This window comes from Rivularia sp. PCC 7116 (assembly GCF_000316665.1).
Lineage (GTDB): Bacteria > Cyanobacteriota > Cyanobacteriia > Cyanobacteriales > Nostocaceae > Rivularia.
On record NC_019678.1, the window covers coordinates 1,858,584 to 1,880,938 of the forward strand.

Sequence of the window (22,355 nt, forward strand, 5' to 3'; positions counted from 1 at the left end):
CCCAAATTTTAAACTTCTGCCCATTTCCGTATTAAGTTAGCGTGGGTTTTACTAATTAAGTCAAATTCTGGTGTTTTACCATATTTTTTAAACATCACTTGTTTAGTTGTATCTAAATCAAATAAAATTTCGCGTTCGGATGGTTCGCGAACGAAGCTTTGTACCCAACTAACTGCTGCTAGACGTTTACCTTCCACTACTTTTTCAACTCGATGCAAAGTTGTTGAAGGATATACAACCATAGAGCCTGCTTCTAATTTAAAAGCCTGCTCTCCTAAACTTGTGTCGATAACCAATTCTCCACCTTTATAACTAGAAGGAGAATTTAGGAATAAGGTAAATGAAACATCGGAACGTATTGGTTTTTCACCACCCATTATTGCGTTATCGACGTGAGAACCGTAATACATACCAGCTTCATAGCAACTGAAAAGAATAGGGCGAACAATTTTTGGTTTGACTGCTGCTTGAAATAGCAGATTGCGTTTAATTGCTTTAATTGCAACAGTTCTCAGTTCCCCGCTCGCTTCTGCACTTCCGGATAGCTGAATGTTATTTTTTATCTGTTTCGCAAACCATCCTGCTGTTAGCTTGCCGTCTACAAACTCAGCATCTTGAAGTTTAGAAGTAATTAGTTCTAATTCTTCGGGTGTCAGAATATTTTCTATAGTAAGAATCATACAAATATTTTAGATTGTAGAAAAGTCAAAAGTTACTCCCTTCCCCCTCTTCCCCCTCTTCCCCCTCTTATTCATTCAGTAACTGAATAGGAGAGGAGTAGCATCAAGTTCCTATATACTTCTATCTCTGTATTCCCTTTCATCTACTTACCCCCCAGCAAAATCGGGCAAGATAGAGGCGCTTTTCTCACCTTTAACTTGCCCTTCGCGGTTTAATTTATGAAAAAGTAGATTTTACAGAAGCTTAACCTTCTCCGCCTTCTCCACCTTCTCCACCTTCTCCGCCTTCTCCATCTTCTCCGCCTTCAGCACCAGGTGCGGCTGGAGTAGTTTGTTCAACTTCGGGAGTACCTTCGCCACCTTCTCCACCTTCAGGGGCTTCAGTTCCACAAGCGGTAACGCTAGCTGTCATACCTAATGCAAGAAATAAAGCAATTGTTTTTGAACGCATTTTCACACACCTCACTCTAAATTAATCTTTTATGTTTCTTCTTTCTAAGCTGCACCTATGAATCTCGATAGCCGATCAATATAAATTGATAGGTCGAGAATTAACACTCCTTTAGCCAGAAGTTAATTGCAAATAATTGTAGCTTGTATTTGCAGTTGTAACAATAAGAAAAAAATACAATTTAAGTAAGTCGAGTCAAAATTTTTCAAGATTTTATATTGAACAAAAACCTTGTATGATAATATATCTAGTTTATACTTAATAAAAAACTGGTTTTAGATGTAGTGCAATCAATCATATGTACTCTGACTATAACCTTCTACTTGTTGAGAATAATTCAGATATAAATTAATCTACTTTTCATTTACTCGTTTATCTTAATGATAAAAATTTTTATATAGACGAGGACTCTGATTTTCAGTGGGTTTATGTAAGTCCGATATATCTTGCAGCAAATTGATAAGCAATACACATACTACTAATTGCCAAAGGATATATTTAGTAAAATATATGGTTATTAAATTTTATATCTTAAGTTTCACACTAATTAATAAAGAGTCAGAATATAAATAATCCGGGCAAAAAAGCGAAATGATTGTACTCCAATCGCTTGTTTTGCCCAGATATTACAACTATGCTCAAAATAATGTATAAGCCAACACAAAAAACAAGTTAAATCTCATAGCTGAGAATAAACTAAATTATTCTTAGTTAGCTTTTTCTTCTGTTTCTTCAACATCTTCTGGGATATCTTGACCTGATTCTTCTATAGTTTCAGCAGTTTCTTCCGGAATTTCTTCGACTGCTTCGTCAGTTTCAGCAGTTTCTTCCGGAATTTCTTCGACTGCTTCGTCGGTTTCAGCAGCTTCTGGAGCTACGGTTTCTTCAGTTGAAGGTGTAGAATCTTCACTGCTCTGTGTCTCCTGGGAGCCAGCACAAGCACTGATGCTTGCTGCTAAACCAAGTACCAAGAACAAAGCAACCATTTTAGAACGCATTTTTTCACTCCTCATCCAATTACTAACCACAAAAATTGTTCGTTTATCGCGTTTCTTTATTCCTGATTTCACTTCAGTAATTAAACTTATCAATATAGTGTAATATTCAAATAATGAGAGTCTAATTACTTGTTGAAATTAATGGAGAAACCATTACTAGTTTTAACTGTTAAAAGTGAAAAATCTCAAGATAAATGAGTCACAAATGATGATTTGTAGCGATTAATAAAAAATTAACTTTGAGTGATGCAAATAGTTAGTTTAATTTCTAAGAAAAATTATCGAATAATTCCTGTTTTATTGGGTTTGTGGCTAATTTTTGATTTAGTTTCCCATCTAGGAGCGGAATTACTTTGGTTCGAGAAAGTTGGGTATTTATCTGAGTTTATATTGCGCTTAGCGACGCAGTTAGGATTGTGGGCGATCGCCTTTTTCACGAGTGCGTGTTTTTTGCTGGGTAATTTAACTATAGCTAAGAAGTTTCAGCATCCGAAATTAGGATATCCAAATCAAGAAAAAAGTAAGCAAGAAAAACGAAATTTTTTCCCTTCTCCAACCTTTCTCAAAGAACCTATTTCTCCTGCATACCGTTATGGATTTAAGTTACGGTGGCTTTTACCAACAGTTTTTGGATTAAGTCTTTTAATCGGGACAATAGTAGTTTTTTACAGCCAGAAAGCTTTAAATGTTTGGTATCCCGAAATTGTATTACCCGGAAAGCTGCTCAAATTTCCAGTTTGGTTGCAGTTAATATGGAATATTTTGCAGATACAGCAACCAGTAATATCTTTACTGCAATTAACTCTACTAATCTTTTTAACTGCTGCAATTTTTATCAATTACGAATTTTGGTTAACAGCGTTTTCGGTAATTGTAAGTTTACTTCTAGGTTTTTTAATTTCAGCACGATGGATAAATGTCTTACAATATTTTGGCGATACTAGCTTCAATATCAAAGAACCTTTATTTAATCGCGATATTAGTTTTTACGTATTTTCTTTACCAATTTGGGAATTACTGCTGTTTTGGTTCTTAGGGTTATTTTTACTAGGTATGGCTGCGGTAGCGTTAATTTATTTACGTTCTGCGAATAGCTTGAGTGAAGGAAAATTCCCCGGTTTTACCGTACAGCAACGACTTCATCTTGATGCTTTGGGTTGCTTGACAATGTTAGCTATAGCCTTGCGCTATTGGCTTTTACGGTATCAACTTTTATATTCTGTGTTAGGGGTAAATTATGGTGCTAGCTATACAGATGTACAGGTATTGCTACCTATTTACACGGGCTTGAGTCTTTTAGCTATAGGCATTGCAGGTTATCTGTTAGTACGAACTTTAGCTTTATCTCAAAAAAGAAGGGAAACTATAAAACGCGCTCCTTATCCGCGTCAATTGGTTTATGTATCGGTATTCTTCTTAGTAGTTGCAACTGTCGCAGTTAGCTTACTACCAACAGTAGTGCAAAAATTAATCGTACAGCCCAACGAAATCAGCCGTGAAAAGCCTTATATAGAGCGTACAATCAAGCTTACCCGCGAAGCATTCAATTTAGATAGCATCGATGCAAGTACTTTTAATCCTCAAAACAATCTCACGGCATCAGAATTACGAGACAATGATTTAACTGTAGGAAATATTCGTTTGTGGGATGCACGTCCGCTTTTACAAAGTAACCGACAATTACAACAAATTCGACCTTATTATAAGTTTCCAGATGCAGATATTGACCGTTACACTCTCAAGCAAAGTTTAAAATCTGAAGCTTCTTTTAAACAGCAAACTATTATCGCAGCCAGAGAACTTGATTATAATGACGTTCCCGATGCGGCGAAAACTTGGGTAAACAAGCATTTAGTTTATACTCATGGCTACGGATTTACTTTGAGTCCAGTAAATCAAGTAGCGCCTGGTGGATTGCCTTATTACTATATTAAAGATATTGGCGTTGAAAACTCCGGCAATCAAGGTTCTTTATCAATATCCAATGCAGAAATCCGTGCAAGTATTCCCGTTGCAAATCCGCGTATTTATTTTGGAGAAATTGCTGATACTTATGTAATGACGGGGACAAGAACCAAAGAGTTTGATTATCCTAGTGGAAATACTAACGAATTTAACATTTACGACGGAAAGGGTGGAATTTCTATAGGTTCGCTTTGGCGACGGTTGCTGTTTTCCGAGTATCTTAAAGATTGGCAGATGCTGCTAACCCGTAATTTTACTCCACAAACTAAAGTAATATTCCGCCGCAATATCAAACAAAGAATACAAAGTATAGCTCCTTTTTTGCGTTTTGATAGCGATCCTTACCTGGTAGCTGCTGATGGCAAAGCGAAAACTATTGATGGTAAACCAACATATTTATATTGGATAGTTGATGCCTATACAACCAGCAACCGTTATCCATATTCCGATCCAGGCAAAAATAAATTTAACTACATCCGCAACTCTGTCAAAGTTGTTGTGGATGCCTACAACGGTGATGTGAACTTTTATATTGCCGATCAAACCGATCCCATTATTGATACATTAGGGAGAATTTTCCCCTCAATGTTCAAACCTTTATCGGAATTACCTGTAACCCTTCGCAGTCATATTCGTTACCCATTAGACTATTTCAGCATTCAGTCAGAACGCTTGCTGGAATATCACATGACAGATCCGCAAGTATTCTATAACCGAGAAGATTTGTGGCAGATTCCCACAGAAATTTATGGCACCAAACAGCAGCAAGTACAGCCCTACTATTTAATTACAAAACTGCCTAAAGCCCAAAAAGAAGAATTTATTTTACTGCTTCCTTTTACTCCTACACAACGGAGAAACTTAATTGCTTGGTTGGCTGCTCGTTCCGATGGTCAACAATATGGTAAATTGTTGCTTTACGAATTCCCCAAACAGGAATTGGTTTACGGTATTCAGCAGGTAGAAGCTTTAATTAACCAAAAACCAGAAATTTCCGAGCAAATCACCTTATGGAATCGTGAAGGTTCGCGAGTAATTCAAGGAAATTTGTTAGTCATACCAATAGAACAATCGCTTCTATATGTGGAGCCTATATATCTTGAAGCTGAAGAAAACAGTTTACCAACTTTAGTTAGGGTGGTTGTAGCTTACGACAACGATATTGTTATGGAAAATAGTTTAGAAGATGCTTTAGAAGCTATTTTCGATGCGAGTGAAATTACGACACCTGCTTTTACTCCTCCAGAAACACAACTCCAACAACCCGTACCGCCGCAATAGAATTCATCGGCAACAAGTAAGTATTGATGAGTTCATATATCTTTAAAACCCTTAATCTATACACCATAGGGGTTTCGTAGATACTAGTAAGACTAATGGGACAGACCACACATACGGTGTCTGTCCCATTATTTACACTTTATAGAGCAATTGTGACGCAGCAGCCCCGAAATTACTTGGACTGCTTAGGGGGTGAATTCCCAACCAAGACGGTATTGAAAACAGTACTAGATTCAACGGGCAATAGAACTAGAATATAACCAGTCAGAATTAATAAAACTCCTTCTGCTTCCTCTGCTTTTCTTGGTTGCCCTTAACCAGCATTTGCATTGGGAAAAACTAACTCTTTCAAAAAATACTTTGTTACGAAATCTCATTTGTTGTTTATCGTTTCGCAATTTGTTGGTGCTAGTTCTTATCCGTGACTAATTTGGTCAGTATGACGTAACAAATATCACATATATTGCTTGATTTTTTTTAGAATACCTTCCCAAAGGTATACATCAAATTTCTTGAATACTCTTTTAGGAGGATATCAGAGACATGGTGTTGATGTCAGAATTGTAAACTGTTATATATATTTAAATATTAAAATAAAGCTAGTTTTGTTCAACTTGCCTAAAATTTCAGCTATGGCTTTGTAATTCATTGACAACTGTAAAAGCCTAACTTAATCAGGTTTTAACTAGTTGCTTAAATCAATCCTCTTACTGATTACTCAGTATTTTTTTATCAAATTGACTGCATAGCTAAAAAATAGTCAAATTTTGAATCTATAACGGCAATATTTTAAATTAATTGTACGTGAGATAATATTCAATATGATTTATCTTATTTACCGATTGAATCATACTTCAAGTAATTATATTTATACTTTTTAAAAAGCGACCTTAAATAAAGGTGAACTTCTAATTTGATAAGTATTATAATGCATTTTTTTTAGACTATATAAATTTTTCCTTTATCTTCATTGAAATTGTTTACTTGACTATAATCAGCGCTCTATTTATTTTTTCTTATACAGTGCTTTTTATCGTCAAATCCAGCCAAATCTAAAAAAAATAAAAGAAAATTATTTTTTTTTACACAAATATATCTAAAATTAACTTGTGTTAAATGCAAGTTAAAAGCCTTGTTTTTGCTGTTTAAAAGAAAGCAGCAATCAGATTTTATTGCTCTCTAATTAGATAGGTGTCTAAAAGATTATAGCACAAAATGAAAAATGAGAAATTGCAAAATCTGTTACGTTTTTTCAAGGCGTTAGCAGATGAAAGTAGACTGAGAATAATTGGTATTCTGGCTAGTCAGGAGTGCAGTGTAGAAGAATTAGCTGTGTTATTAGAACTAAAAGAACCAACAATTTCGCATCATTTAACGAAACTAAAGCAGCTTGAATTGGTAAGAATGCGTCCTGAAGGCAATACTCATTTTTATCAATTAGATAAAGAGGTTTTGCAAGCTATGAGTAAGGAAGTATTTCATCCAGATAAAATAGCCTCTTTCGCTGATGATGTGAATCTTCAAGCCTGGGAAGTGAAAGTATTGAATTCTTACATAGAGCCAGATTTTCAAAATTCTGAATCCGTACAGCATTTAAGAGAAATTCCAAGCAGCAGTAAGAAACGCTTAACTATTCTCAAATGGATCGTTAATAAATTTGAATTGGGTGTCGAATATCCACAGGATAAAGTGGATGATATCCTGAAAATTTACTATTCCGATTTTGAGACGTTGCGGAAAGCATTAATAGATAGTCGGTTACTGAAGGAAAACAATGGGGTATATCTTAGATGTTGAATAAAAGAATGTAGGCTAATTTACTCTTCTATGTATAAGTAAATCTTGAAATAGCTAGGAGATAGGGGACAAAGTAGACAAATTACTGACTCCCATTCTCTTAACTACTTAATCATTTCTTCGCAATCTACCTCCTTCTTCTAAGGATGGCAAAAATATCCTTAGTTGTCATAAAGCTAGATTGTGTTTCAATCGAGCTACTACAATTGTATTTGTTAAGTTTATATAAGTTTTTAGCTAAAATCTCGCGGCCAAAATATCAAGCATTCGTGAAGCTTAAGTATTTCTATGGTGAAAAAAGCGTGATTTTATAAAAGTAACAAAAACATCAGCGAGCATTTTATCAAAAATACATGAAAGTATATTCATAAAGTTATTAAGTTGTTATTTATAAGAAGCTTGAATTACGGGTAAATAAAATGTTTAAGAAAGTGGTATTACCAACACTAGCTATTTCAGGGACGATTTTTGTTGGCTTTGCTGCGCTGTTAGCTCAATACGGTTCCGAACGAGTGGAAGTTCGGGTAGACAGCCAAGATTTGTTTTACGGTGAAGTTAGGGATTTGTTATCTCCTGGAGTAGGGGCAGCATTAAGCCTAACTCTCGGTGTTGCAAGTATTGCTGTAATCGGATATAGCAAATCTGCAAGTAGAGAACAGGAGTTAGAAAAGCAGTTATTATCTCTGAGAAAGGCAGTTTTGGATAAAGAAGTTCAAATCGAAGACATAAAAAAGCATGAAAAAATAAAAACAACAAATTGTGTAGATTTTATTAATTACAGAAACTTCAGCAGGCGTTAATTAAAAGTAACTGGTAGCAGAATACTCATGGAAAAAGAGACGTAGCAATGCTACGTCTCAACAAGAAAAAGCAAGATATTTCAGTTCTAATTGGAAACGCTATTTTACAATTTTGGCTGCTGAAGATAATGTCGATAATCGTTCAAATCTTCCAGTACTTTATTGGTGAGGAAATACATTCCAAGCATATTAAAGAGAGCCATCGCGAAAAATGTAGCGTCTCCAAAATCAATCACCGATTGAGGCTTTGCTATTGCACCAATAAATACGGCAATTACGAATAATATTCTGTATACAATCAAGCTACGCTCGCTAAAGAGATATTCCCAAGCACGCTCTGCATAATAGCTCCAGGAAATCATTGTAGAGAAAGCGAATAAAAATACTGAGATTGAAAGTAGTACGGGGAACCAAGATATTTGGGTACCAAAAGCTTTAGAAGTTAGAGCCGCACCTTCTCCAGCTTTTCTTATTGCTTCATATTCAGGATTGTTCCAAACTCCGGTAATCACAATTACCAAAGCAGTCATATTACAGATAACCACTGTATCAATGAATGGTTCCAAAAGCGCTACCAAGCCTTCTTTAATAGGGCGATCTGTCCTGGCTGCGGAGTGAGCAATTGCAGCAGAACCAACTCCAGCTTCGTTAGAGAAGGTAGAACGTCTAAAACCTTGAACGATTACACCAATAATTCCTCCTTCCACAGCTTCGGGAGAAAAGGCTTGTTGGAAGATAGTAGCAATAGCGCCGGGAATCGCAGTAAAGTTAATTAACAGAATCCATAATGCAGCGACTACATAAAGCACGCACATTACTGGCACTATAGTCCCTGCAACTTGACCAATACGGTGGATACCACCAATCATTACTAAACCCACTAAAATAGCCAGAATCAAACCGTAAACCCAAGGATATATAGGAAATATCTCTTTTACCGCACCATAGGATTGATTTACTTGAATCATATTTGCCGCACCAAAAGCAGCAAAGATGCAACAAACAGAAAATACAATTGCTAAAACGTTACCGAATGCTGGTAAACCAATTTCTGCGAATCCTCTAGACAGATAATACATCGGTCCGCCTGCAACTTTACCATCGGGCTTAATGATGCGATATTTTTGACCGAGTGTAGATTCAACAAATTTGCTCGACATACCCAGCAAACCACCAAGAGTCATCCACAAAGTTGCACCGGGACCACCTACGCTAATCGCGATCGCTACGCCAGCAATGTTACCAAGTCCCACTGTTGCCGACAGAGCAGTAGCCAAAGCTTGGAAATGAGAAACTTCTCCTGGTGCATTCGGATCGTCGTATTTTCCCCGAACGATATCAACAGCGTGTCCGAACATCCGGAAATTGACAAACCCCATGCGGATGGTAAAGAAAATAGCTCCAAAAATTAACCATAAAACAATCAGGGGAAAGCCACCGATACTGAAAAACAGAACATCAAATATTCCCTTTACAAACCCAGAAAAAGCAGCATCAAGCTGCTGTATCAAAGGTTCTCCAGCAGCTTCATCAGCAGCAAAAACTGCGGTAGGAATCAAACATAATAATAAAGTTAGTAACCAAGGACGTTTATACAATGACTTCCACATTCAAGAAAATTCTCCATTAACTATTTTTTTCAGTACACTTTGTTATTCAGGGATACTACCTTAAGGCTGATGTTTCCTTCAAGATTGGAACTTACATGTATGTCGTGTAATAAGCGAATATTTTTCTAATCGCAATTTTCCTAACTTCTTCAAGTTAATAGTGATGGCTTTGCCAAGATACACGATATTTAATGCAATACAACAGTTCTCACTTTTACTCCGTATATCGAAATCAAATGTTTCGGCTTACTTCCCTTGCTTTGTGACATAGAAGCTAAGCTTTGATCGGTAAATTCATCAACATATTACCCGTATCCAGCAAAATGGACGGTATAACTGTTAACTCTCATTGTTTAAATGGGAAACTGAAAAATGAAGAACGACAAATATTAATTTTTATTAATATTATTCTTGGATCTATCTAAGAAATAAGATCGGGACTTACGCATGGACTACATGTTTACGTCATTATTCGCTGCGCGACGTATTCACCCGTAGGGTGTGGAACATCTCTCGAAACGCCATCGTTCGCTTCCCTACACGTAGCGATCGTCGCAATGATAAATGCACAATTAAGTTTGCCTAAGTACTTATATCTAAATATGCCCCCTAAATCCGCCAAAAATGGGGGACTTTCAATTATCTTTCTCCCCCCAAAATTGGGGGCTATACCAATTCTGTATGAGGCTGCGCTAAATCACCCTCACTCTGCAAGAGTGGGGCTACTGAAGCAAAGCCCACCTACGTGGGCTAAAGAGGGGCGCATCTTTATAAAGAAATGGTATTAGGGGGAAAATAATATTTTTTAGGAATGGCCGCAACTGGCACATTTATGCTCTAGGGTGCTTGTACACAGATTAATTGTTAAGGGAATAATAAAGCAATCAGTGTACGGCACCACCCGAGTTGTGTGACGCGCAGCCTTAGTCCTGTTTTTAATCAGCAACGCCCAATTAATAGCTCAATTCTAAGATTTTAGACAAAAACTATCCAAATTTTGATCGTCATGTAGTCATATTTGCAAATTTTCTAGCTTTAAATTTAATAGGCATTCGATCTTGAGGAAAAACTGTGATATTTTGACCCAATTGTTCTAGAGATGAGCGTCCATTCACCAACTCCCAATCAAAATGGTAAATGAGCAAAGAAAGAATAACTGTTGCTTCTAATATTGCTAAAGGAGCACCCAAGCAGTAATGAGCGCCAAGGGAAAACCCGAATAAAGTCGGCTCTATTCCACCATTTTCTTCAACGTCTAACCAACGTTCGGGATGAAATGCTTCTGGTTGTGCATACATATCAGAATCTAATCCTGCCAACATTAAATTTAACCTGATTGCTGTATCAGCAGGAATAAATTTTTCGACCATTGAAGTATCATGCTTAGCAACTATGCTTAGTTGTGAAGCTACAGGATGAAGACGCATAGTTTCTTTAAAAATAGCTTCGATGTAAACCAATTTTTTCAGAGATTCAATACTCAAACCTTGTTTCATGACTGGCTCGATTTTCTCCCGAGCTTTTTGAAGAACTTGTGGATTGAGAGCTAATTCTCCCATAGCAAAAGAAAGACTATGAGAGGTAGTATCGTGTCCAGCAAAAAGTCCAGCACGTACATCGTTAATCAAGTGATTGGGTGTATACCTTGGAGCTTTAGCCATTTGCACCATGATTGAATTTCTCAAGGGTTGACTAATTTGAGAAAGTTCGTTTTGGTTTAATTCTTGATTTCTGGCTAATTTAAAAGCTAAATCAATTCTAGGATGCAAAAAACCATTTAAATAATTTTGAGCTTCTCGGTAAACTTGATTTTTCTTAGTGGGAAGATATTTAAGCCAATTAAAGCCCGTAGTTCCTTGTACTAAAACTTGTTTTTCTAAAACTGCTAAAGAAGAATATATTTTTTCTGAGTCTAAAATAGGTTTAATTGGATCTTCTTGAGGAATAAGAGGAACACCGAGCATAAAATAAGCAATAATGCTCATCGTATATTTTAAAAACAAAGGATCTATTTCAATAGCTTCGTTATTTATAGCTTTTTGTTCGAGCTTTTCGATAAAAGCGAGACTTGCCTGGTTAATTACGTCGAATTGATTGAGAAATTTACTAGAAGCTAAGGCAGGAGTCCAAGCTTTGCGTCGCCATTGCCATTCTTCTCCAATTTGATTGCCTAAATGGACTCCAAATACATCTGCATAAGCAGAATAAGCAGAACCACCTCTAACAAAATCTCCGTCTTTTTGACCTTTGAGAAGTATTTGTTTAATTAACTTTGCATTTCCTATGACTAGATTGGGCTTATCAAAATTCCAAATAACAAATACATCTCCTAACTCTTTAGACCAATCTATAAATAATTGAGGTAATTTTCCAGCTTTAAGAGCCGCAACTAAATCAGAAAAATTACCAGATAACCAATGCCCTTTAGGTGAAGGGAAATTTCGTAAAGAACTATATTTTTGATAATTGCTCCACCATCTCAAAGCAAATACACTAGTTGTTGCGATAGCTATACCACTTCCAGCCAAAACTATTAAAGACATACTCTTTAAAGAAATAAACTCTTAGTATTTTTTTACTTTTGTTAAAATTCTAGCTAAAAATGAAAAAAAAGGGAGAAGTGCTGAACCCATATTCCGTATAGTTATCTCAACCATTTGATAACAATATGATTATATTTTCTCTTGCAGTAGGCTACTAAACGAAAAAGACCAAATCCATTATTTTGAGTAATATCAATATTTGACAACAACATCTGATTTATTGGACGTATTCCGGCTTTTTCAAGTTTTTGATACAGCTATTGATATTTTTTCAAGCATTTATTCTGTTTTTGACGAAATATCGAATATATTTGTTTGGATGTTTTTTTACTTTTAGCTAGTAAGATAACCCCACACGATAAAATTCCCTATCCCCTAAAATTACTAATTCATAATTTTTAAATAAACGTAAGTAAGTCGGCAGAAAAAATAGAACTATGTAACAAAATGTAAATTATCCTTAAACACTTATTCCGACTGCCCACTGCCTTGCCCTAATTACAATTTTCAACGCCGACCTACTTAATACTGCTTTAATAATCCCTTGCTGTTCTCTTTTGTCCAAAGTCCAATTTATAAATATTTCAGACAAAACCTTAAAAATGCACAACAGTAAGGAAGGAGGAAGAAGGGACAAGAGTTGTAGCTATTAATCAATGCCAAATAAATATATAAGTTAAATGCGTAGCAAGGTTATGATAACGGTTTGAGCTTATCCCGAACTTAGGTTAGTTATCAATTTCTGATTTCAAGACAAGCATCATGGAAAATTTGCGAAAAAAAATTCATCGATTAATCGACCAATTGAGTGAAGATGAACTAAAAAAAACTTGGGAGACAGTCTATACTCTACGTTGTGACTTTCAGGTACAAAAAGCTATAGAAGAAAATAAAGATTCTCAGCAACCTTGGGATTTCTTGACTTATGACGAAGCAATGCAGTATATGGACGAATAAAGTATTGCGAAAGGATGAGAAGGTTATGAAGAGCGATAGCGATCAAAAATCGTCATTACTCGATTACACGATCATTCTCCTAACTCGCTACTCGCCGTCTTGCTACTCCTAACTACTAATAACTAGCAACTAACAACTATTAAGCGTGAGGTTAGAACTTAGATACGCACGGTCGTTTTTAGAAGATGTAAAGCAGCTAGATGCAGCCGCGAAAAAGCGGGTATTGAACTTTGTTTTTGTCGAGTTTGTTTTTTCTGAGAATTTGCACTCGTTGCCTCAATTGCGTCAAATCGATGCTGCGGGCTTCTTTCACCGTTTTACCTTAGATGATTATTTGGTTGGTATTGAAGTAAAAGGCGAAATTGTGAAATTTCTGCGAGTCATACCTATGCCAGATGTTTAAGGAGAGCAGTTATGTCAACAGTTAAAACTGTATAAGTTGACAAGGCATTACTCGAACCTTAGCTTAAACTTGTTTGTGAAAATAACGTGACTTGAGATTTCCCTTATGGATGCTACGGCACTTTGGCAACGATACCAGAAATGGCTATATTTCCATGAAGGACTGGGTTTTTACCTAGACGTTAGCCGGATGGGCTTTGATGATGACTTCGTCAAGTCATTGCAGCCTTCATTTGATAAGGCTTTCGCGGATATGGCGGAATTAGAAAAAGGCGAGATCGCAAATCCAGATGAAAACCGAATGGTTGGACATTATTGGCTGCGAAATCCCGATTTGGCTCCTACGCCGGAGTTGACGCAAGAAATAGTCAGTAATATTGAGAAAATCGAAGTATTTGCCGAGAAAATCCACACAGGTGCGATTCACCCTCCCAAAGCTCCTCGCTTCACCGATATTATCTCGATTGGGATTGGTGGTTCTGCACTTGGGCCGCAATTTGTAGCTCAAGCTTTAGCTACAGATTATCCACCTCTGGCAATTCATTTTATTGATAATAGTGACCCCGCAGGTATCGACCGCGTCCTAACAACTGTACGAAACCGTCTTTCTAGTACTTTGGTATTGGTGATTTCCAAATCAGGAGGAACACCAGAACCTCGTAATGGAATGATGGAAGTCAAGAAAGCCTATGCTGGGCAAAACTTGGATTTTGCACAATACGCGATCGCTATTACTATGCCTGGTAGTAAGCTGAGCAAAATTGGCGAATCGGACGGTTGGTTAGCACATTTTGCCATGTACGATTGGGTAGGTGGTCGTACTTCGGAGATGTCGGCAGTAGGGCTGGTACCAGCAGCATTGCAAGGGATTGACATTCGTCAAATGCTAGACGGTGCTAAGGAGATGGATGATGCAACTCGCGTTTCGGATATTCAGAATAATCCGGCTGCACTTCTAGCTTTAGCTTGGTACTATGCTGGCAATGGCAAGGGTGAAAAAGATATGGTTGTGCTTCCTTACAAAGACAGCCTACTTTTATTCAGTCGCTATCTGCAACAGTTGGTAATGGAATCCTTGGGTAAAGAAAAAGACTTGGATGGTAACACCGTTCACCAAGGAATTGCTGTTTACGGTAATAAAGGTTCAACCGACCAACATGCATACGTCCAACAGTTGCGAGATGGGGTAGCGAACTTCTTCCTTACCTTTATTGAAGTTTTAGAAGATAGAAAAGGTTCTTCTCTGGAAATTGAACCAGGAATTACATCTGGTGATTATCTATCTGGATTTCTTCAAGGTACTAGAAAAGCTCTTTACGAAAACCAACGAGATTCGGTTACTGTTACCATACCCCAAGTAAATCCCCGGACTGTTGGTGCATTAATTGCTTTATACGAACGCGCTGTAGGCTTATACGCTAGTTTGGTGAATGTTAATGCTTATCATCAACCAGGTGTAGAAGCAGGTAAAAAAGCAGCAGCAGCTATTTTAGAATTGCAGCAGCAGATAGTATCCGTACTACAGACAGAAGAAAATCCAATTTCATTAGAAGAAATAGCCAGCAAAGCCGGTGCATCCGAGCAAATAGAGTCAATCTACATCATATTGCGCCACCTTAATGCTAACGGACGCGGTGTACTAATTGACGGTAATTTTGGACAACCCAGCAGCTTAAAATTCTCTATTGGCAAATAAATTGGCTAATAATCTATAATTCAATACCATATTTTGGTAATTTTTGTTGCGCTCGCAACATTTTTTTATTTAAGAGCATCCTCAAAATTTTTGATGAGGATGCTCAATTTTTTTGTTAGCGTACAGATAAATATAGTTAGTAGTTAGTAGCTTGGGTTGGGCATACAAATAATCGTTTTTTAGCAAGAATTAATGCTGCGCCACAATCCAAAATTTAACTATCTATATAAATAAGTTTTATAGCCGATGTTATATTTGACTATAAAATTTGCAACTATAAGCTTAATTTGGTTTTCCTATCTAACCCAACCTACAGAAGAACCGCAAACAAAGCTATTACATATGAATTTTACAACCCAACGTCAATTGACAGTCGCTTTAGAAAATTATCCCGGTCGTCTAGCCGCTGTGAGCAGCATTATTTATCAACAAGATATAAATATTGTGGCAATTTCTCTTGTTGATAATATAGAACAAGGAGTGATTCGTTTGGTGAGCAGCAAACCCGCTATCTGTAAAAGTCTTTTAGTGAAAGAAGGATTGTACGTGATTGAAGCAGATGTCTTAGCCGTTGAACTAACAGATAGTCCGGGAGAATTAGCTAGATTAACCAAGGCTTTAGCTGATGCCAAAATTAATATTGAATATACTTACGGTAGCACCGTTCGTCCTGGGGACAAAATGCGTTTGATATTAAAAGTTTCTGATTTGAAAAAGGCTTGCCAAATCCTCACAAATTTGTAAGGAGAATTTTGATTGTGGCTTCTTTAAATAAGGGGAATATTGGCATTTTGCCATCTGGAGCGCTCGGAGTCAGCTTTTTTTATCATTTAACCCGAAAGTTAAAGCAAAATGACGGTTCTGTTTACTTATTAGAAAGACAAGGATCTAAAAGTGCCAAAGCTTTACGCGCGAATGGCAAAATAGATATTGACACTTCAGAAGGAATTAAATCTTTATCTACAGAAGAAATTCTTAAACCAGATTTGCTTACCTGCTATCAGTCTGGTTTATTGCCAGAAGTTGTGCTTATTTGTCCCAATCCCGATCAACTTTTAGATACGATTACAACTATTGTAGAATTGTTAGTTCTCGTATACGAAAAAGGACAGATATCTTCACCGAATGAATCTTTACCATTGTTTGTTCTAGCTTCAAACGGTATCTATTTTCAACGATTTCGACAAATATTCATTGAAAAAATTGAAGAAGCAACGCTGTTTGCTCGTTTACCTGACTTATGGCCAGAAATTATACCGCAGATTGTCTGCCGATTATTGCGCGGTGTCACCATTCAAACCGGATTGCGAATAGGAAGCGGAACTAAAACAATTTATCGTCCAGGGTTAAGAGGAAGAACTCAGATTGCTGGGGGAAGTGCCGCTACAAGAACTCGCTGCGCTACCGTTTTCACAGAGCGAGGAGCTTGGTTTGAAGAAGCTGCAAATAGTTCTGCAACTCGCTTGGAATTTGATAAAGCGCTGGTGAATCTAGCGGTGAATTTACTCGGACAGTTATTAGCTATTGACTCTGAAGGAAATTTTAAAACCTTAACAGTTGGGGAAATTCTTAATTCTTCCAATCAATCTAGAATTCGGGAATTAGTCGATCGAGTCTTTCGGGTAGGACAAATGGTCAAAGTTTACGATTTACAAGAAGATATGGAAGTCATTTTTAAGCAAACTATGGAAAGTGCTATAGAACATGCAACCCATATTCCTTCGAGTTTGCAATGGGTAGATATGAATTTACAAAATGGAACTTTACAACCTCAAATGACACCTACAGAATCTTGGCTGATAGAACCTTTGATTCGTTATGCTAAAGCATCTGATTTAGAAGACGCTGCAAATTATTTTCAGAACCTCAAAGATGAATTAATTAATAAGTTAACTTTAGCAAGTAATCGAAGTAATTTTTAAACTAAGCGATTGAAGATATAGATTTTTGATCGGGAATCGCCGCAAGCGTCACACAAATCGGGTGGTGCCGTACACTGATTGCTTTACTATTCCCTTAACAATTAAGGCGTTGCTGATTAAAAGTATGAATAGCCCCCCAACCCCCAATTCTGGGGGAGAAATATAATTTAAAGTCCCCCAAAGAAGGGGGGATTTAGGGGGCTACCGTTAGACAGTAATAATAAATTCATATTTCAATTGTGCAACGCCACAATTAATCTGTGTACAAGCACCCTACAGCACAAATGTGCCAGTTGCCGATATTAATGCCCAAGGCGAATGGTAAAATAATGACAACTGCTCGCTACTAACTGCTAACTGTTTGCTTATCAAAATATTCGCGCCAGTAAATTATCTTTCCGTCTTTAATTTCAAAAATAATTGCATCATCAATCAGAGATTTTTCACCAGTCTTTTTATTTTTATCGCTCCAAGTCCATTCCACTCCACCTTCTTTGCCATCGCTAAAAATTCTAGTAATTTTAACTTTAGTATCTGTAAATTCCTTAAAATAATCTTCCGCAGCCTTCTTAATATCTGCCTTACCTTTTAAAGAAGTACCCGGAGCGATAAATGCACCATTCTCTGCAAAGTCAGCAATAATTGCTTCTGAATCTGCATTTTCCCAAGCTTTAGCCTGTCTTGTTACAAGCTCTTCAATGTCTTTATTCAAAGTTTGTGATTCTGAAGATATATTCGTTGCTGAATTATTGGTTAAATTATTATCTTCAGCCATATTAGATGAACAGCCGAAGGTGTAAATAGTAAGGGGAATTAAAATTACTATTTTTAAATTATTTAATAGTCTATTTTTGTTCAAGGTTGAATTTCAAGTAGCTAGTAGGTTGGGTTAGGCGCACCCGTAACCCAACATTTTGTTTATTGGTATTATATAATATTTAATAATCAAGAAAAAAAATATTTAAAGCGCTGATGTTGGGTTACGACACGATAAAAAAGATTTTAGTTGTAAGTTTAATTTGGTTTATGTCCTCCGAACACGCTTGGCTAACGTGTCTAACCCAACCGACTAACTATTAACTAACTGGGTAAATCGCGGAGAAAGTAGAATTTATCGCTTTTCCAATCAGCACCTTTAATTCTTCCCAAATAACCCGTCAAAGATGAAGAAAGTTCGATTAATATTTCGTGCATTTCCTTGATATTTAGTTGTCGGGGTGGTTGAGAACCAAAGTAAGCACCATGTAAAGCTTCTACACCTGTAGACTCCAGATTAGAATTTTGCAGATAATATTTTACTAACTCAACCAAGTGCGATCGCAATTTTATGTCTTGCTCTATTTTTCTAATATAACTATTAACTTTATCGTCTGCTAAACCGAAGGGTTCTTGCTGCAAACATTGCTTTAATTCCAATAAATTGACGCAACCTTGATAGTGAGATTGTAGTTCAACAAGTTTTTCTAGAGTTTCTGGGGTAATTACGTTCATATGATTATTTTGTGCAGTTAAAATTGCATGTTTGGTAAGTTCACCAGCAGCTAGAATAATTTTGACGCAAGAGTCAAAATGTTTTTGAAGATGCTTATATCCAAGTTTGATTAACTGTGCTGCTACACCATCGGGAACTTTTTCAGTTTTGGTAGCTTTGCATTCCCCGACAACAGGATAAGGATATTCGCAATAAAAATCAAGTCCTCCAGCACCTCCTAGTTTTTCTGGATCTAAATTGGCATTAGAGTTAGTATTAGAACAGGAAAATCCGAGTTTAATAAAACTTTTACGTGTTAATCTCTCGAATTCATTACCATCACTAGAATTTCCCACTTCAGCAATTTTATTAATCCAAACTAAATCTGAATCAAAATGTTTTGCTTGTTTCTGATTGCTCCAACCTAGAAATAGATGAATATTTTCTTGAAATTGTTTCGCGGCTGGATTTTTAATAGCTAAAGGTGATAGAGCATCTAGTAGATTTTCTAATTCTGGATGCGCTGGCGATTCGAGTTTTTCTAATTGACGCTTGCGAGTATTGAAGATGTTATCGGGTAATACTGGAATTGTGTTGGAAGCTGTTAAAGAATTGGGTAAGCCGATATATTTTCCTAACTTATTAGATTCTATTTTCAGCGATAATTCATAAGGCTGATATAATTTGTAAACACGTAAATAACTGAGGAAAATATGCTGTTGTTTATATAATATTTTGTCTAATGCTTCTTGAGTCCATATCGTCAATCTAGATACTTTTTCTAAAGATTGATTATCATCAATAATTTGACTGAATTCACATTGAGCATAAGCTTGAATTTGTGACTTTTTAATAATGCTTTGAGCAACAGGTAAAAAGTTTGAGCAATAATATTTATCTATCGGAATCGGAATAGCTAAAGCATCTACCGGATAAAGCGCAAATTTCTGTCCAGGGCGAATAAATATCCTGGGCATAGCAGCAATAATTCGTCCATGAATTAAAGCTGTAATATCGGCAGCAGGTAGACACAAAGCTGTGGAAATTGGAAGCAGCGAAGTCATATTTAGTTAGATAAAGATAGAATTAAGTCGATATCATCAGCGCTGCTATCAACACTTTGAGGAATACTAATTGGTAAATCATCATCAGTTAAATCTTCAGGTTGTTCTCCTGATGGCTCGCTGAGTATTTCTCGAACTAAGGGATTATTAATTGCTATTTGTTCTTGTTTGATAAAGTCGAAGATTTGTTCTTTAGTTAATTCGTAACTTTCGCAGCTATATACAAACCAAATAGCCAAAAGAGGTTTAATATCTTGGCTTTGTAGCTTCACCCATTCTCCACCTTGCTCGTGCAAAAGTGTTTTTAAACGTTTATTTGCCAATGCTGCTACTGAACTAATCTTTTTTGAGCGAACTAAGCAACCACGAGTAATATCAAATTTTTCATACTCAATTAATCTTTTTAAAGCTGCTCCTACATAGGTTCCAGTAGATTGCTGAATGACATCAACACCAATTTTTACCTTGCTGTCGTTACCAACAATTTTGAAATCAAGATATCCTTTATCTGGTGATTTTGCTTCAATATCTTGAATTGCTTCAATTTTTACTTCTTCTAATTTTTCGCCAACTAAACTTGAGAATGCGAATCTAAGTGCTTTGGAAATTACTTCTTCATCTTCCATTAACTCATCTATAGAAGATTCAACATTTGCTAACTCATTTTGATAATATTCTTCTACTGGATTCCATTCAGTTGGTGAATTCCCAAAGTTTTCTGCACACCACTTTAAAATTGATCTTACAGTCGGTTTGCTCTTACCAAATTGCCTCAACTTGGTTTCATTAAATGGATAAACCGGGTGTGGTGGAGTAACTTGATTTTCTTTGTAAAATACTTTTAGCCATTGACTTACAATCGCAACAATATCATCAGAATTTAGATTGTTTAGCTTCAATGGCTGTCTATCTAATTGCTCGCTGACTAATCTATCAATTACAGCTTCAGCTTGTGGTAACACCTTAATTTGTCCTTTCCAAGTTTCAGGATACATCGCTAAGAGAAAGACACCGCGTTTCAAGCTGTTGTATAAGTCTTTGACTAAACTTGCAACTACTTGTGCCGAGAGAAAACCATATTCATTAACTTCTGTATTATCTAATTCATCAAAACAAATTACTGGGACTTTATAATCACTGATAATATCTAGAATTTGACGAACTGTCTTTAATCCTTCTGCTTCCTTATCTTCTTTTTCAGAATTAGGTAATCCCATTACTTCAGCTTGTTGCTGAGTTAACTCCAATCCAGATAGCCAATAATTTGCATAGTTACTATGGACAGAAGATAGCGTCCATAAAATCCCTCGTACCAAATAAGGATTAGTAATGTCCGGTTTCTTTTGCAGAACAATTTGAGTGAGTCTATCAATAAATTTATTTGAGTGTTTATTCAAATTTTTTGGATAAATATTATCGATATACTTTTGTGGTGTATGGTCATACCCTGTGACTTCATTGATTAAAGCGGCTGCAATTTCTTGCCACTGCATCACGTTTTTGCTACCATGCGCTCTAAGGCTGGCAGCAACTGTTTGTAGAAATTCGTATTTAATCTGGTTCAGATTATCATACTTACCCATATAGATAAAAAAAGCATTATCTTCTGTCTGCAAACGATGCCGAATTCGACTGATAATATGGCTTTTACCTAATCCTTTTTCCGCTGTAATCGTAATACCTACATTTTCGCGCTCTCCTTTACTAACTTTCTTTACTGCATCAAAAACAGCATCGGAAGCATGAGCATTGATAGAAGGTACGTCAGGAAAACTTTTTCCCCATACTTGTGATGAGCGGACAACAATATGTCCTACAAAGGGATTTTTCTTTTGAATTAGTTCGTCAATCGGAGATGCTTTAGCAATCATATTTTTTATACTTAATAAGTTAACTTAGCAGTGAAGAGAAATATTTAATTTAACTTAAATTTTAATTTTGCAATTTGGAAGCATAGCAACGCAATCCATCTAATTCCGTAGTGATGGAATCTTCTATTTTGTCGGGAGCGCTGTCTTCTACACTGCCACCTTCAAGTTGAAAAATATCATCCGCTTGCATCTCTAAAAGCCACTCACTAAACTGCTTCCGAGAAAGGCGATCGCCAATTTTTCTTCTAATACGATAAATTGGCACTAAGTTATCTAAGTTGTAGTCGCTATTGAGTTGTTCGTAAACTTGTAAAGCTACTTGCTTAAATTCTTCGTAAGATGCAATATTATTTTTTGAATTGGTTTCGCTAACAATATTTTCTGAAGCTGTAGCGTTATCTTTATTTGATGTATTCGCTAATCCACAATTCATTTCGTGAATCCACTTGAGCAAAGCATTCGCAGCCCAAGTTCCCACAATTGTTCCTTCAAATTCAAACTCGGTACTTTTCAAATTTTTATCTAGTACCTCTAAACCTTTAGGAGATTGAAGAGAATAACCTTTTTTAGATTTAGAAATAGCTTGCTCGTTTTCAAGTTCTTCAAAAACGCTTTGATAATCCGCGACTTTCTTACCTTTGGATACAAGCCTTTTCGATAGTTCCCCTTTTTTTACTTCCTCTTTGATTCCTCCCAAGTCCCACAAAGCTAGGAGCAAGCGCGTTCTAGCCTTTGTTTCAGAGCTTTTCAAAGCAGTATTTTGTGGTGCCATATCAATATTTATACTTATCAGCACCAGTATAGTTTTGATAAAGCTGATTTAGCTTTTGGAAAATTACTGAATTAT

At 36.4% G+C, this 22,355-nt stretch carries 17 protein-coding genes; 8 read left to right on the top strand and 9 right to left on the bottom strand.

Features of this window, described 5'->3' with window-relative positions; translation table 11 throughout:
- Positions 1 to 8 precede the first annotated feature (8 nt).
- The 3 genes from RIV7116_RS07145 to RIV7116_RS07155 form a co-directional block, all read right to left on the bottom strand.
- Positions 9 to 680, bottom strand: coding sequence for a Fe2+-dependent dioxygenase (locus tag RIV7116_RS07145; protein ID WP_015117615.1), 672 nt, complete (start codon positions 678 to 680; stop codon positions 9 to 11).
- A 244-nt stretch (positions 681 to 924) separates the two neighbouring features.
- Positions 925 to 1,131 carry a hypothetical protein gene (locus RIV7116_RS07150; protein ID WP_015117616.1) on the bottom strand — a complete coding sequence of 69 codons (207 nt, stop codon included), beginning with the start codon at positions 1,129 to 1,131 and terminating at the stop codon, positions 925 to 927.
- Positions 1,132 to 1,838: 707 nt separating this feature from the next.
- On the bottom strand, positions 1,839 to 2,129 hold the full coding sequence (locus tag RIV7116_RS07155; RefSeq protein ID WP_015117617.1) for a hypothetical protein: 291 nt from the start codon (positions 2,127 to 2,129) through the stop codon (positions 1,839 to 1,841).
- Between the two features lie 246 nt (positions 2,130 to 2,375).
- On the opposite strand from RIV7116_RS07155, the gene RIV7116_RS07160 reads away from it, so the two are divergent.
- The 3 genes from RIV7116_RS07160 to RIV7116_RS07170 all read left to right on the top strand — a co-directional run bounded on the left by RIV7116_RS07160 (position 2,376) and on the right by RIV7116_RS07170 (position 7,972).
- Positions 2,376 to 5,375 (top strand): UPF0182 family protein, encoded by a 3,000-nt coding sequence (locus RIV7116_RS07160; RefSeq protein WP_015117618.1) that lies wholly within the window; start codon positions 2,376 to 2,378, stop codon positions 5,373 to 5,375.
- A gap of 1,215 nt (positions 5,376 to 6,590) precedes the next feature.
- On the top strand, positions 6,591 to 7,172 hold the full coding sequence (locus tag RIV7116_RS07165; protein ID WP_015117619.1) for a metalloregulator ArsR/SmtB family transcription factor: 582 nt from the start codon (positions 6,591 to 6,593) through the stop codon (positions 7,170 to 7,172).
- 419 nt (positions 7,173 to 7,591) lie between these two features.
- Positions 7,592 to 7,972, top strand: coding sequence for a hypothetical protein (locus tag RIV7116_RS07170; RefSeq protein WP_015117620.1), 381 nt, complete (start codon positions 7,592 to 7,594; stop codon positions 7,970 to 7,972).
- A gap of 104 nt (positions 7,973 to 8,076) precedes the next feature.
- On the opposite strand, the gene RIV7116_RS07175 is transcribed toward RIV7116_RS07170, so the two are convergent.
- Positions 8,077 to 9,582, bottom strand: coding sequence for a sodium:alanine symporter family protein (locus tag RIV7116_RS07175; protein WP_015117621.1), 1,506 nt, complete (start codon positions 9,580 to 9,582; stop codon positions 8,077 to 8,079).
- A 1,004-nt stretch (positions 9,583 to 10,586) separates the two neighbouring features.
- Positions 10,587 to 12,125 carry a cytochrome P450 gene (locus RIV7116_RS07185; protein WP_015117622.1) on the bottom strand — a complete coding sequence of 513 codons (1,539 nt, stop codon included), beginning with the start codon at positions 12,123 to 12,125 and terminating at the stop codon, positions 10,587 to 10,589.
- Positions 12,126 to 12,887: 762 nt separating this feature from the next.
- Here RIV7116_RS07185 and RIV7116_RS07190 point away from each other — a divergent pair.
- The 5 genes from RIV7116_RS07190 (at position 12,888) to RIV7116_RS07210 (ending at position 17,102) form a co-directional block, all read left to right on the top strand.
- Positions 12,888 to 13,082, top strand: a complete 195-nt coding sequence (locus tag RIV7116_RS07190; protein WP_015117623.1) for a hypothetical protein — start codon at positions 12,888 to 12,890, stop codon at positions 13,080 to 13,082.
- A gap of 145 nt (positions 13,083 to 13,227) precedes the next feature.
- Positions 13,228 to 13,485 carry a hypothetical protein gene (locus RIV7116_RS07195; protein WP_015117624.1) on the top strand — a complete coding sequence of 86 codons (258 nt, stop codon included), beginning with the start codon at positions 13,228 to 13,230 and terminating at the stop codon, positions 13,483 to 13,485.
- Between the two features lie 105 nt (positions 13,486 to 13,590).
- Positions 13,591 to 15,180: a glucose-6-phosphate isomerase gene (locus RIV7116_RS07200; protein WP_015117625.1), complete on the top strand. Its 1,590-nt coding sequence runs from the start codon at positions 13,591 to 13,593 to the stop codon at positions 15,178 to 15,180.
- 246 nt (positions 15,181 to 15,426) lie between these two features.
- Positions 15,427 to 15,924, top strand: a complete 498-nt coding sequence (locus tag RIV7116_RS07205; RefSeq protein WP_015117626.1) for an ACT domain-containing protein — start codon at positions 15,427 to 15,429, stop codon at positions 15,922 to 15,924.
- Positions 15,925 to 15,938: 14 nt separating this feature from the next.
- Positions 15,939 to 17,102, top strand: a complete 1,164-nt coding sequence (locus tag RIV7116_RS07210; RefSeq protein WP_015117627.1) for a hypothetical protein — start codon at positions 15,939 to 15,941, stop codon at positions 17,100 to 17,102.
- A gap of 346 nt (positions 17,103 to 17,448) precedes the next feature.
- Here the strand turns inward: RIV7116_RS07210 and RIV7116_RS07215 are convergent, their stop codons facing one another.
- The 4 genes from RIV7116_RS07215 to RIV7116_RS07230 form a co-directional block, all read right to left on the bottom strand.
- Positions 17,449 to 17,877, bottom strand: coding sequence for a nuclear transport factor 2 family protein (locus tag RIV7116_RS07215; protein ID WP_015117628.1), 429 nt, complete (start codon positions 17,875 to 17,877; stop codon positions 17,449 to 17,451).
- Positions 17,878 to 18,182: 305 nt separating this feature from the next.
- Entirely contained in the window at positions 18,183 to 19,637 is a 1,455-nt protein-coding gene (locus tag RIV7116_RS07220) for a DUF1802 family protein (RefSeq protein WP_015117629.1), read from the bottom strand.
- 2 nt (positions 19,638 to 19,639) lie between these two features.
- Complete coding sequence (locus tag RIV7116_RS07225; RefSeq protein WP_015117630.1) at positions 19,640 to 21,508, bottom strand: ATP-binding protein; 1,869 nt, start codon at positions 21,506 to 21,508, stop codon at positions 19,640 to 19,642.
- A gap of 61 nt (positions 21,509 to 21,569) precedes the next feature.
- On the bottom strand, positions 21,570 to 22,280 hold the full coding sequence (locus RIV7116_RS07230) for a hypothetical protein (RefSeq protein WP_015117631.1): 711 nt from the start codon (positions 22,278 to 22,280) through the stop codon (positions 21,570 to 21,572).
- Positions 22,281 to 22,355: the final 75 nt, after the last annotated feature.